This window comes from Rhizobium giardinii bv. giardinii H152 (genome assembly GCF_000379605.1).
GTDB classification, from domain to species: Bacteria; Pseudomonadota; Alphaproteobacteria; order Rhizobiales; family Rhizobiaceae; genus Pararhizobium; species Pararhizobium giardinii.
In genome coordinates, this window is the sequence record NZ_KB902679.1 from 1 (window position 1) to 12,468 (window position 12,468).

Consider the following 12,468-nt stretch of genomic DNA (forward strand, 5'->3'; position numbering starts at 1 on the left):
CACGCAAAACGCTGGTAATAGTGGCGATTTTGCTCACGCAAAACGCTGGACATTCGGCAAAGCCGAATGCGGACGCGACAATCCTAACGGATTGCGCTGGTAATACCGACATTCGGCTAAAGCCGAATGCGGAGATAACGCGGGGTGGAGCAGCCCGGTAGCTCGTCAGGCTCATAACCTGAAGGCCGCAGGTTCAAATCCTGCCCCCGCAACCAAAAATTCCCAAAATACCCGACCCTTGTGCCCTCACGCACAAGGGTTTTTCTGTTTCTGAGCTTAGAATTTACAGGGTCTCCCCTTGGGGGAGGCACGAATTTGCCACAAGATCCCCGATGAGCGGTCCGGCTTTTGATAGCTCTCTGATGGTTTGGCGCCAGCTTCAGGCCGGATTTGCTGGTGCTATGCCCCTCCCTGGCTGGGGCGCTGTGAAACGGTTGTGCCCTGGGTCAGCGCCTGTAGCGCAGGCCCTCCCGGAGAGTGGCCAGCAACACAAACCAACAGTGTTGCATCATTGCGATATACGAGACAGGAATGTCGGCGCGGTTCCAGGATTGTGGTCCTTGCAATGGCCACTTGTTAAAATCGCATCAAAACGATATTCCTCGGAAAAAGGGGAAAGGGGAGGATCGAATGAACCCTCGAAAAGGACAACGCATTGCGGTGCTGTCTGATGCCCTGTCACAGCACCGCATCCTCCATATCAAGACGGCGGCCCAGATACTCGGCGTTTCCGAGATGACCGTTCGTCGGGATGTGAGCGCCAACGCCGATCAGTTCGCGTTTTTCGGCGGCCATATCGTGCCTGCCTCGGATGTGGAGAACGACAATCCCTATGAACTATCCAGAGCCGCGGACAGTCATGCCGCGGCAAAGAGGCAAGCTTGCGCCCACGCTGTTGAATACATCCACGACGACGACACGATCTTCTTCGATTGCGGCACGACGGTGCCATATCTTGTTGACCTTCTTCCCGATCACTATCACCTCACCGCGATCTGTTACGCCCTCAACATAGCCGAGCGGCTGACCCGCAAGCCGAACGTTCGCCTCGTCATGCTGGGCGGGCTTTATCATTCGGCTTCGGCGTCTTTTTCCGGTTCCGCAGGGCTGGAAACGCTTGATGCCCTCGGCATCAATGTCGCGTTTCTCTCCGCCGCAGGCGTCGACAGCCGCCGCGGCGCGACATGCGCGCATTTCCACGAGGCGGAAATCAAGCGGAAAGCCATGTCCCGGGCCCAGAAGACCATTCTCCTTGTCGACAGCAGCAAGATCGGCAAGCTCAAGCCCGCTTTCTTCAGCGATCTGCAGTCCTTCGATGCGGTCATCACCGAAGATGGAATCAAACACTTCCCGGAGTGATTGCCTTTTTTCCATTTGCTGGCAAGAATCAAACTTGACGCCGCCTCGGTATGGTGGAAATGTCACAAAATAATGTTATGAAAATAACAAGCAAGCCGATGGTGTAACACCGCCCAGCACGGGGGAGGATAATCAAGTGGAACGAGAAAGCGGGCTGCGCAGGTTGGCCGGTGACGAAGCGTCCCCCATGCTGTCGAACCATGCCGCGGTGCGCAATCCAGGCATGCCGCTGGATCTCTCCTGGGTGCTGGATTCACGCGTCAATCTGTCGGCGACCGAGCGCCGCGTCGCGACCTTGCCCGGCCGTCGCACGGTCAAGAAGGACGCGCAGGCGGCCTGGCTGCTGAAGGCAGTTACCTGCATCGATCTGACGACGCTGAACGGCGACGACACGGCCGAGCGTGTCAAGCGGTTGTGCGCCAAGGCGATGAACCCCATCCGCGCCGACATTCTGGATTCCCTCGGCATGAGCGGCCATTCGATCACCACCGGCGCCATCTGCGTCTACCATCGTTTTGTTGCCACCGCCGTCGAGGCGCTCGGAGATTCCGGCATTCCGGTTGCTGCGGTTTCGACAGGGTTCCCGGCCGGTCTCAGCCCGCACCATCTCAAGGTCAAGGAAATCGAAGCATCGGTTGCCGACGGCGCCAAGGAAATCGACATCGTCATCACCCGTGAGCACGTGCTGACCGGCAATTGGACAGCGCTTTACGAGGAAATGAGGGACTATCGCGCCGCCTGCGGCGATGCCCATGTCAAGGCAATTCTGGCGACCGGCGACCTGAAGACCTTGCGCAATGTCACCAAGGCCTCGCTCGTTTGCATGATGGCAGGCGCCGATTTCATCAAGACATCGACCGGCAAGGAAGGCGTCAACGCGACGCTGGCCGTGACATTGACGATGCTGCGGGCGATCCGCGCCTATCAGGAGCGCACCGGCATCAAGATCGGCTACAAGCCGGCCGGCGGCATTTCCGCGGCGAAGGACGTGTTGAACTACCAGTTCCTGATGAAGGACGAACTGGGCCGCGAGTGGCTGGAGCCCGACCTCTTCCGTATCGGGGCATCAAGCCTGCTTGCGGATATCGAGCGGCAGCTGGAGCACCACGTCACCGGTGCCTATTCTGCCCTCAACAGACACCCGATTGGATGATCCAGATGACCGTTGCCAAGTATTTCGACGAAATGTCCTACGGGCCTGCACCTGAAGCCGACACGGAAGCTCGCGAATGGCTGGCGCGCCACACTTCCGGTTTCGGCCACTTCATCAATGGGGCGTTCGTGGCTTCCGCGTCGGCCAGGAGCTTCGACACGTTCGAACCAGCCACCGGCAAGGTCCTTGCGAAGCTCGCGACGGGCGGCGCCGAGGATGTCGACAACGCGGTTGCCGCGGCTCGCAAGGCACAGGTGTCATGGGCGCGACTGCCGGGCCATGCGCGCGCGCGCCATCTCTATGCGCTTGCCCGGATGATCCAGCGTCATGCGCGCCTGATTGCTGTGGTCGAGGCGATCGACAATGGCAAACCGATCCGCGAAACCCGCGATCTCGACGTGCCGCTGGCGGCCCGTCACTTCTATCATCATGCCGGATGGGCGCAGATCCAGGACACGGAATTTGCCGATCATGTGCCGGTGGGCGTCGTCGGCCAGATCATTCCGTGGAATTTCCCGTTCCTGATGCTGGCCTGGAAAGTGGCGCCTGCTCTGGCGCTCGGCAATGCCGTCGTTCTGAAACCTGCCGAATTCACGTCACTGACGGCCCTTCTCTTTGCCGAACTCGCTTCCGCGGCGGGTCTTCCGCCGGGCGTGCTCAACATCGTCACGGGAGACGGCGAAACAGGAGCGCTGCTTGTCGGGCACGAGGATATCGACAAGATCGCCTTTACCGGATCGACCGAGGTCGGACGCGTCATTCGCGAGCGCACGGCGGGCAGCGGCAAATCCTTGACCTTGGAACTCGGCGGCAAGTCACCTTTCATCGTTTTTGACGACGCCGACATCGACGGCGCCGTGGAAGGGGTCGTCGATGCGATCTGGTTCAATCAGGGGCAGGTCTGCTGCGCGGGTTCGCGACTTCTGGTGCATGAAGGAATTGCCGACATTTTTCATGAGCGGTTGAAGCGCCGCATGCAGACATTGCGGGTCGGTCAGCCTCTGGACAAGTGCATCGACATGGGTGCGATCATCGCACCGGTGCAATTGACGCGCATCGAAGCACTGGTGAATAAGGGAGTGTCAGAAGGCGCGACGCTGCATCAAGCCAAGATCGATATGCCGAAGGGCGGCAGCTTCTATCCGCCGACGCTTCTCAGCGGCGTGCAGCCGACATCGATCGTGGCGACTGAGGAAATCTTCGGGCCGGTTGCGGTCTCCATGACTTTCCGTACGCCGGAAGAGGCGATCCAGCTTGCCAATCACACGCGCTACGGCCTCGCCGCGAGCCTCTGGAGCGAGACGATCGGCCTGGCGCTGAACGTTGCTGCGAAGCTCGCAGCAGGCGTGGTCTGGGTGAACGCTACCAATCTATTCGACGCCGCCGTCGGTTTTGGTGGCAAGCGCGAATCCGGTTTCGGCCGGGAAGGCGGACGGGAAGGTTGCTACGAATATCTGAAGCCGAAGGCCTGGATCGGCCGCAAGGCGCGCCCTGCAACCCCTGCTCCTTCGCCAGTTAAGCCGGCTGCCGGCGATTTTACCCTGTCCACCATTGACCGGACGGCAAAGCTCTTCATCGGCGGCAAGCAGGCGCGGCCGGACGGCAATTATTCCCGTGTCATCGCCTCACCCAAGGGCAAGGCGATCGGCGAAGTCGGCGAGGGCAACCGCAAGGACATCCGCAATGCCGTGGTTGCCGCTCGAGCCGCGACCGCCTGGTCGAATGCTACCGCCCACAACCGCGCTCAAATTCTGTATTACATCGCCGAAAACCTCAGCGGCCGCGCCGACGAGTTCGCCGCACGGATAACCGCGATGACCGGAGCGTCCGCAGCCAGTGCAAAAGCCGAGATTGACGCCGCGATTTCGCGTCTCTTCACCTATGCGGCCTGGGCGGACAAATATGAAGGCGTCGTTCACCAGCCACCACTCCGCGGTGTGGCCCTGGCCATGCCGGAAGCCATTGGGGTGGTTGGCGTCATTTGCCCGCCGGAAGCGCCGCTGCTCGGCCTTGTCAGTCTGGTTGCGCCGCTGATTGCCACCGGCAATCGTGTCGTTGTCGTGCCGAGCGAGCCCTATCCGCTGTCGGCGACGGATTTTTACTCGATTCTGGAAACGTCGGACCTGCCTGCCGGTGTCGTCAACATCGTGACCGGCTCGGCAATCGAACTGGCAAAGACCCTCGCTGCACACAATGATGTCGATGCGGTGTGGGCCTTCGGCTCCACCGAGCTTTCGGCGATGGTGGAGAAGCTGTCTTCGGGCAATCTGAAACGCACGTTCGTGGACAATGGCAAGGCGACGGACTGGATGGACAGGGCTGCGGCAGAAGGGGCGCTATACCTTCGCCGCGCCGTGGACGTGAAGAATATCTGGATCCCCTACGGAGAATAAGGGATACTGCTTGCTCACCTGGGCGGGAGGAGAACCGCTGTGAAAGGCGTGAGCGCACGCAATTTTTAAGGCGATCCAGATCGGCGTCGTTGACGGACGGCGAATATCAGGTCGCGCAGCAGACCAAGGCTCAAAAATCCGTGCTTTTGCGAGCCGCCGGCGTTGGATGACCTGCCGAAGAGGAGTTGCGGCACGGCCGGCTCTCGTCCATATATCCAGGCATCCGCCTCGCAGAGGCATTCAAGGCCGGAGGCCAAATGAGCTCGCCTGCAGACAATGTCACGGTCGAACCGGCTAGTACACGGAAATTCCTCGTCCTTCTGCTTGGCTCCATCGGGGTGGTCTATGGTGATATCGGCACCAGTCCGCTTTATGCCTTCCGAGAGGCGCTCAGACCTTTCTCCCACGACGGCGTGACCCAGGCAGAAATCGTTGGCCTGATCTCGCTGATGGTGTGGACGCTGACGATCATCGTCACCTTCAAATACGTCCTGTTTCTGTTGCGCGCCGACAATGACGGCGAGGGCGGAACATTGTCGCTGCTGGCGCTGCTGATGAAGAAGACTGGTCGATATATGCCGGTGCTGTTCTTCGCCGGTCTTATTGGCGCAGCGCTCTTCATCGGCGACGCAATGATAACGCCGGCGCTATCGGTAATGTCTGCCGTCGAAGGGCTGAAGCTCGTCACGCCCGCCCTTGAAAGCTACGTGCTGCCGATCTCGGCCATCATCATGGTCCTGCTGTTTGCTGTTCAGTCGCGTGGCACCGCGGCCGTTTCGAATTTCTTTGGACCGATTACTGCGCTTTGGTTTCTTGCCATGGCCTGGGGCGGTCTTCTGCATATCGGCGACGACTTCACCATTCTCCAGGCCTTCAACCCGGTGAACGCCATTTGGTTCATCACCCATGCGGGGTTTGTCGGCCTCATCGTACTTGGCGCCGTTTTCCTCACCGTGACCGGCGCCGAGGCGCTCTATGCAGATCTCGGTCATTTCGGCAGAAAGCCGATTCAGGTCGCCTGGTTCACGCTCGTTTTTCCGTCGCTGGCCCTGAACTACCTTGGCCAGGGTGCGTTTGTGCTGGCGCATCCAGAAGCCGCCACAGACCCATTCTACCTGATGTATCCGGACTGGGCACTTCTGCCGATCGTCCTGCTTGCTACCGCCGCCACAATCATCGCCAGCCAGGCCGTCATCACCGGCGCTTTTTCTCTGGCGCGGCAAGCGGTGCATCTCGGTTTCCTTCCACGCCTGCTGATTGCATTCACGTCCGAGACCAACACCGGGCAGATCTACGTGCCGGCGGTGAACACCCTGTTGTTCGTCGGCGTGCTGGTTCTGATCTTCACCTTCGGTGACTCGGAATCGCTTGCGACCGCATACGGGATCTCGGTCACCGGCGCGATGGTCGTCACGACCCTGATGGCGTTTCAGTTCCTCCGTTCGGTTTGGGGATGGTCGGCAATCATGGCCGGGGTGACACTCGTGCCTTTGCTCCTCCTGGAAACCGTCTTCCTTGGCGCCAACCTTCTCAAGGTTCACGATGGCGGCTGGGTACCGATTCTGCTGGCGATCGCGATCATGCTGATCATGTGGACCTGGACGCGGGGATCCCAACTGCTGCGCGAGAAGACGGCCCGGAACGACATTCCGCTCGATGCCTTCATTCGCTCGATTGAAAAGGATTCGGAGCATGCGCCGGTGCGGGTGCCTGGAACCGCCGTTTTCCTCACCAGTGTCGGGGACAAGGCCCCGGCGGTCCTCTTGCACAACATCAAGCACAACCATGTGCTTCATGAAAAGAACATCATCCTGACGGTCAAGACCACGGAACAGCCCTATGTGGCCGACGCCAACCGCGTGACAATTACGAAGTTGTCGGAGCGCTTCGCGCGGATTGAAGTTTACTTCGGCTTCATGGATGAACCGAACGTCTCGAAGGCGCTCGCGCTGTGCAAGAAAGCCGGCCTCAAATTCGAAATCATGCAGACATCGTTTTACCTTGGACGGCGAACCTTGGTCAGCAAGGCGAATTCGGGATTGCCGGGCTGGCAGGACAAGCTCTACATCGCGCTTTCAGGACTGGGAATCGACCCCTCGGCCTATTTCAGCCTCCCTGCCAATCGGGTCGTCGAGATCGGCGAACAAGTCGCCATCTGACAGTCAAGCCATTAAGGCCAAGTCAAAAATGCCTCGCCGCCCTGGAGTGAGGTGCGATCAGAATAGCGGTACGTTCTCGCTTTCCTTTTCAACAAGGACAGCAATCCGTAGCCGCCCGTCCACCTGCCGAAGCCGCTTGCAATATTGATATGCCCGGCCTGTCCAAGGTTTCTGGCCTCGGTCTTCCAGAGGCGGCAATACAGCGACAGGCTTTCGAGAGGCATGTAGATATCGTTCAAGCTTCCAACGGTGATGGTTGGAAATGGAAGTGTCCGGGTCGGCATCCGCCCAAAATGGATGGCGCCGGGATGAAGCTTTTCGGTGGTCGACAGGTCACAGGGAGCAACGAGCAGAGCACCTTTGATCAGCCGCGCGGAGGGCCTATCTGCGCATTTGGCGGCGAGCAGGCAGCCAAGGCTGTGAGCGACAATGTAGGCCGGCCCCTCCCGGACAAGAACCTCTTCCAGGCGCTCCAGCCAGACCTCAACCCTCGGGGATTGCCAATCATCCTGCTCGACCAGACGGCTTTCGGCATCGTCCTTGAGCCAGAACTGCTGCCAGTGCCCCTCGCCGGATCCATTCAAGCCAGGTAAGATTAAGGTGAGCGTCATCCGGGCTGTCCTCGACCGCGACGGTGTCAGTACTGCAAGGAGCAGCGAGACCGCTGTTCCAATGCGAAGATTTCTTCCGAGATCTCGGCTATCCGGTCGCGCAGGTCACGCCGCCTCCGGTAATCCATGCGACCACTTCCCGAAATGCCCGCCTCATCAAGATCGAGCCTTTCCTCCATCTGGTCTCTCATTGTTTGCAGTCGGTCAAAATGGCTAAGCAAGCTCATTGTGTCCTCATTCCAAAGGGGTGAAAGTCCCATCCTCGCTGTCGAGGAAATGAGACAACATAATTGCCCATAAAAATGATAGACTAAAGCAACGGCGAACTAGGCGCACCGACGATTGCAGAAAAAATTGGCCGTTGGCTGGAAAAAACGCTCTGGCCGACCGAGAGCGAACGGCCGACTCATCGCGAGCGGGCTATCGCAATCAGCATGGGGTCGCGACCGGCGCTGATTGCCCAGATGTGTTCAGGGCCAGAGCCGCGCAGCAGCCACCGGACAATCGTCGCACCTTGGTCGACCCGTAAGGCGATTGCCCGGAATGTTATCTCTGGCAGCAACCGTCTGCCCGGACGAACATCCGGCCGTAGAGCGGCCGGATTTGGGGGCCATCGTTATGGATTCTCGTAGACGCGGGCCAAGCTCAAGAGTGCGGAGACAGCCCCATGTCCGGACTTGCCCGGCAGCGGCAAGCGGCTCCTAGCCGTTAAGGCTATGCGCAAGCTTGTGAATGTGCTTGGCGCCGATGCCACAGCAGCCGCCGACGATGGTGGCGCCGGCCTCGACCCACTCGCAGGCGAAAAGCGAGTAGCGGTCGTCCGTCAAGTCATCGCGTGTGCCATGAAGGGTTTCGTTTGCGCCGCCGTCGCTCTCCTCGGCTTCGAACGCATTGGCGTAGACGCCGATATCGATAGTCACGCCCTTCCGTTGAAACACGGCGGATGCGGTTTCAACGGCGCGTCGCATGACCTCGGGCCGGCTGCAGTTGAACAGAAGCGCCTGCGCGCCTGAACCGGCTACCCAGGCGGCGGCTGCTGCAACGGTTTCGCCGGATCTCAGCCTTGGTTCGTCAAGCGAAAAGGCCTCATCGCCGTCCTCAAGCGTGAAGGAAATCCAGAATGGTTTGCCGAGCGCAGCAACGGCGGCGCGCACGGCATCGCCTTCGGCGATCAGGCTCAGCGTTTCCCCCAACCAGACATCGACATGAGGCGCCAGTCCCTCGACGAGGACGTTCAGGTATTCACCGGCGCGTGCGGGGTCGAAGCGCTCCGGCTCGTAGGAGCCGAAAATCGGCGGCAGCGAGCCGGCAACCAGGACCTGGCGGCCGGCCTGTGCATCGGCAGCCTCGCGTGCAAGCTTCCCCGCCAACGCTATCAGCGCCGGTCCCTCGGAGCGAAAACGCTCTTCGCCGATGTGGAACGGCACCAGCGCATAACTGTTGGTGGTGATGACATCCGCGCCGGCATCGATGAAGTCCGCATGGACCTGCCGGACGATATGCGGGGTTTCCATCAGCGCCAGGGCGGACCATTCCGGTTGCCGCAACTCGGCGCCAAGGCGGATCAGTTCCCGGCTCATTCCGCCGTCCAAAATACGTGTTTTGCTCATCAGGTAACAACTCCAAGTCAGAACAGTTCGGTCAGCGCCGGATCATCGATCGCAGCGCAAAGGCGGTCAGCGTGTCGCGGACGTCGGGGAATGTGGCATCTTTGCTCGCAGGACGCCTCGCGCGTGGGCGACGTCGCCGCCGCGCCTCCGGTCGCCACGGTAGCCGAACATCATGGCCGCGATCGTCGACGCTGCGAGCGGCGTCTCTCGCGGTTGCTGTCGGCAAGGCATCATGCGCTCAGCGCCTGGTCCAGATCCTCGACAAGGTCGTCGACCGATTCGAGGCCGACGGAGAGCCGGAACACGCCGTCTCCGGCGAAGGTCCGGTAGTCCGCCAGTTGCGCCCCTTCAAGACGATAGGTGGAGTGCATCATTTCGGCCGTATCGAGAAGAACGACGATGCTGCGCTGGTGGCCGAGCGAAAAGGCGTAATGCGCAACCCGAAGCTTGCTGGCGAGACGGACCGCCATCATCTGCGGATTTTCGGTCTGGAACGTCAGCAGCCCGCCGAAGACGTCCATCTGGCGTTTCGCCAGATCGTGCTGCGGGTGGGTTTCCAGCCCGGGATAGGTGACCGATGTGACGCCGGGGTGATCGCCGAGGAAGCGCGCGATCCGCAGGGCGGAATCGGACACGGTCCGCAGCCGTGGAAACAGCGTATCGATACCGCGCATGACCAGCCAGGCATTCTGTGCCGACAGGGTTGCGCCAAGATAGACGCCGGCGCGGGAGCGAATTTTCTCGACCAGGTCTTTGCAACCGCAAACGATACCGCCGAGCGCATCGCCGTGGCCATTGATGAACTTGGTCAGCGAATGGATGACCAGATCGACACCGAGCGCCAGCGGCCGGGTTGCGACCGGTGTGGCAAGGGTCGAATCGACCGAAACCAAGGCACCATGTCGATGTGCCAGCGTCGCCACCGCGGCAAGATCGGTCAGCCGCAGGATCGGGTTGCAGGGGCTTTCACAATGGACCAGCCGCGTGTTGGGCCGGAAGGCCGCCGCCAGTTCGCCGAGGCGCGACATGTTCACGGCAGTCACCTCGATGCCGTAATCCGGCAATATTCGCCGCGCGAGTTCATTGGCGCCGGCGTAGCAGACGTCGCTGACGATCAGATGATCGCCCTTCTTGAGAAAGGTCAGGAACGTGGCGGCAATCGCTGCGACACCGGTTGCGGTTGCGAGCGCATCGTCGGCGCCCTCGAGTGCCGCCATGCGCTGCTCAAGCTGTCGAACGGTCGGATTGGTCCAGCGGGCATAGAGAAAGGGCAGGGCGGTGAGGTCCGCGACGCCTTCAGCCGAAAAGGCTCCGTCACCGGGCGTAAGGATGTTGTTGACCGACATCGAGATGTTGGGGGCGATGGCTTTAGTCGCCGCGTCGATGACCAGACCGCCATCGAGCGCCAGTGTTTCGCGGCGCAGCACACGATTGGCTCCGCAGGATGGGCGCAGCGGAACCGCGCCGCTTGGGCGATCCGCTGCCGCGAGGGAGGACGATACGCTCGGGGACATGGAAGACCTTTCCTGAAATGCAGTGAGGTGTGGAACTCTAGTCCGGCCCGCATGTTTGTGACCGCTCAATCGCTCGGAATATGCCGATAAGCGGCGCCAGACGGGCCTGTCGCGCGCCGGCGCGGAGAAGCGATACTAGCGTCGCGCCGGGACCTGCGCCTCGACCAGCTTGAAGGCGCGGGTAATGAGAAGCGTCAGCAAGACGTAAAAGACCGTAACGACCATCAGCGGCTCGTAGACCAGCAGCGTGTCCTGCCTGACCTTGTACGCCACGGCATAGAGGTCCATCACGGTGACGGTGAAGGCGAGCGGCGTTGCCTTTAGCTGCAGCACGACCTCGCCGGCAATCGTCGGCAGTGCAATGCGGACGGCGCGCGGCAGCCAGATCCGCCTCAGCAGCGTCCAGGAGGACATGCCGAAGGATCGGCCCGCTTCGAGTTCACCCTTGGGGACGGCCAGGAGCGCGCCGCGCAGTACTTCCGCTTCGTAGGCGGCATAGTTGAGGGTGAAACTCAGCGCCGCGAAGAAGAAGCCTTCGCGTACGATCGGCCAGAGGAAGCTGCCGCGCAGGCCCGGAACGAGCGGCAGCAGCGACCCGACGCCGTAGTAGAGCAGCCACAACTGGATCAGAAGCGGCGTTCCACGCAGGCAGGTGCAATAGCCCCGGGTAAGCCATTTGAGCCAGCGCGGGCCGCTGACCTGCGCCAGGGCGAGGCCGATCGCCAGGATGAAGCCGAAACCGACGGAAATGACCAGAAGCAGCACGGTCTGAACTGCGCCCGCTGCAAGCAGCGGCCAGTAGGAGAAAATCCACGAAAAGTTCACCGGCCAATCCTCATGCGGTTTTCGGTTGTCCGCGCCGGAAGCGGCTCTCCAGCAGGCCGAAAACGACGTTGGAAAGCAGCGTAATGACGAGATAGAGGGCGGCGGCGGCAAGGAAGAACAGAAAGTAGTGCTTGGTGTTGCCGGCTGCGAGGCGCGTCGCGAGCGCCAGTTCCTGATAGCCGACGACCGCGATCAGCGCGCTGTCCTTGGTGACGGACATCCAGAGATTGGCAAGGCCGGGGAGCGCATTCGGCATCAAAGCCGGCAGCACGATGCGGCGAAACCGTAGAAATGGCCGCATCCCAAACGCGCTGGCAGCTTCGATCTGGCCGACCGGAATGGCGAGGATGGCGCCGCGCAGGACCTCCGTCATATAGGCACCCTGGACGATACCGAGCACTGCAATGGCCGCGACGAAGCCGTTTATCTCGATGGCTGGAAGGCCAAGGCTAAGCAGAATGCGGTTCAGGCCATCAGTGCCGGCGTAATAGAGACCGATGATCAGGATCAGTTCGGGAATGGCGCGGACCGCCGTCGTATAGACATCGAGAACGAAGAGAACCGGTCGGTTGCCCTTCAACTTGCCGGTTGCCCCGAGAAGGCCGATCAGCACGCCGACAAGATAGGCTCCCAGCGATATCATGACCGTCGAAAGTGCTCCGCTGAGAAGAACGCCACCCCAACCCGGCGGGTAGGGCGACAGCAGTTCCAGCATGGATTGGGTGGATGACATGACGTACCTTGGTGTCGGGAAGCTGCGGCGCATCTGCAAAGGGCGGCCGCGCGGTTCGGCTCAGCCCGCAGTGGGGAAACGGCGCATGACGAAGCCGCATGCGCCGTTTCC

The 12,468-nt window shown here is 60.9% G+C and carries 10 protein-coding genes and 1 tRNA gene; 5 read left to right on the forward strand and 6 right to left on the reverse strand.

Annotated elements, in window-relative coordinates; all coding sequences use genetic code 11:
- Positions 1-138 precede the first annotated feature (138 nt).
- The 5 genes from A3AY_RS0115290 to A3AY_RS0115310 all read left to right on the forward strand — a co-directional run bounded on the left by A3AY_RS0115290 (position 139) and on the right by A3AY_RS0115310 (position 7,064).
- Positions 139-215: transfer RNA gene (locus A3AY_RS0115290), tRNA-Met, on the forward strand.
- A 415-nt stretch (positions 216-630) separates the two neighbouring features.
- A complete protein-coding gene (locus tag A3AY_RS0115295; protein ID WP_018326527.1) occupies positions 631-1,359 on the forward strand; it encodes a DeoR family transcriptional regulator in 729 nt (242 codons plus the stop codon).
- Between the two features lie 187 nt (positions 1,360-1,546).
- A complete protein-coding gene (gene deoC / locus A3AY_RS0115300; RefSeq protein ID WP_051108357.1) occupies positions 1,547-2,512 on the forward strand; it encodes a deoxyribose-phosphate aldolase in 966 nt (321 codons plus the stop codon).
- Positions 2,513-2,517: 5 nt separating this feature from the next.
- Positions 2,518-4,905, forward strand: a complete 2,388-nt coding sequence (locus A3AY_RS0115305; protein ID WP_018326529.1) for an aldehyde dehydrogenase family protein — start codon at positions 2,518-2,520, stop codon at positions 4,903-4,905.
- A gap of 257 nt (positions 4,906-5,162) precedes the next feature.
- Positions 5,163-7,064: a potassium transporter Kup gene (locus A3AY_RS0115310; protein WP_026203473.1), complete on the forward strand. Its 1,902-nt coding sequence runs from the start codon at positions 5,163-5,165 to the stop codon at positions 7,062-7,064.
- A gap of 11 nt (positions 7,065-7,075) precedes the next feature.
- Here A3AY_RS0115310 and A3AY_RS0115315 read toward each other — a convergent pair whose 3' ends face one another.
- From A3AY_RS0115315 to A3AY_RS0115340, 6 genes are all read right to left on the reverse strand, one after another.
- Positions 7,076-7,675: an RBBP9/YdeN family alpha/beta hydrolase gene (locus A3AY_RS0115315; RefSeq protein ID WP_040668834.1), complete on the reverse strand. Its 600-nt coding sequence runs from the start codon at positions 7,673-7,675 to the stop codon at positions 7,076-7,078.
- A 26-nt stretch (positions 7,676-7,701) separates the two neighbouring features.
- Positions 7,702-7,902 (reverse strand): hypothetical protein, encoded by a 201-nt coding sequence (locus tag A3AY_RS0115320; protein ID WP_018326532.1) that lies wholly within the window; start codon positions 7,900-7,902, stop codon positions 7,702-7,704.
- A 474-nt stretch (positions 7,903-8,376) separates the two neighbouring features.
- Positions 8,377-9,285, reverse strand: coding sequence for a homocysteine S-methyltransferase family protein (locus A3AY_RS0115325; RefSeq protein ID WP_018326533.1), 909 nt, complete (start codon positions 9,283-9,285; stop codon positions 8,377-8,379).
- Between the two features lie 230 nt (positions 9,286-9,515).
- Positions 9,516-10,799 (reverse strand): trans-sulfuration enzyme family protein, encoded by a 1,284-nt coding sequence (locus A3AY_RS0115330; RefSeq protein ID WP_018326534.1) that lies wholly within the window; start codon positions 10,797-10,799, stop codon positions 9,516-9,518.
- 135 nt (positions 10,800-10,934) lie between these two features.
- Positions 10,935-11,624 carry an ABC transporter permease gene (locus tag A3AY_RS0115335; RefSeq protein WP_018326535.1) on the reverse strand — a complete coding sequence of 230 codons (690 nt, stop codon included), beginning with the start codon at positions 11,622-11,624 and terminating at the stop codon, positions 10,935-10,937.
- A 10-nt stretch (positions 11,625-11,634) separates the two neighbouring features.
- The gene (locus A3AY_RS0115340; RefSeq protein ID WP_018326536.1) at positions 11,635-12,357 is read right to left on the reverse strand and encodes an ABC transporter permease; all 723 of its coding nucleotides are present in this window, start codon (positions 12,355-12,357) and stop codon (positions 11,635-11,637) included.
- Between the last annotated feature and the right edge of the window lie 111 nt (positions 12,358-12,468).

Coding starts and splice junctions, on each gene's coding strand:
- A3AY_RS0115295 (WP_018326527.1), top strand. CDS start 631: ATGAACCCTCGAAAAGGACAACGCATTGCGGTGCTGTCTGATGCCCTG.
- deoC (WP_051108357.1), top strand. CDS start 1,547: ATGCTGTCGAACCATGCCGCGGTGCGCAATCCAGGCATGCCGCTGGAT.
- A3AY_RS0115305 (WP_018326529.1), top strand. CDS start 2,518: ATGACCGTTGCCAAGTATTTCGACGAAATGTCCTACGGGCCTGCACCT.
- A3AY_RS0115310 (WP_026203473.1), top strand. CDS start 5,163: ATGAGCTCGCCTGCAGACAATGTCACGGTCGAACCGGCTAGTACACGG.
- A3AY_RS0115315 (WP_040668834.1), bottom strand. CDS start 7,675: ATGACGCTCACCTTAATCTTACCTGGCTTGAATGGATCCGGCGAGGGG.
- A3AY_RS0115320 (WP_018326532.1), bottom strand. CDS start 7,902: ATGAGCTTGCTTAGCCATTTTGACCGACTGCAAACAATGAGAGACCAG.
- A3AY_RS0115325 (WP_018326533.1), bottom strand. CDS start 9,285: ATGAGCAAAACACGTATTTTGGACGGCGGAATGAGCCGGGAACTGATC.
- A3AY_RS0115330 (WP_018326534.1), bottom strand. CDS start 10,799: ATGTCCCCGAGCGTATCGTCCTCCCTCGCGGCAGCGGATCGCCCAAGC.
- A3AY_RS0115340 (WP_018326536.1), bottom strand. CDS start 12,357: ATGTCATCCACCCAATCCATGCTGGAACTGCTGTCGCCCTACCCGCCG.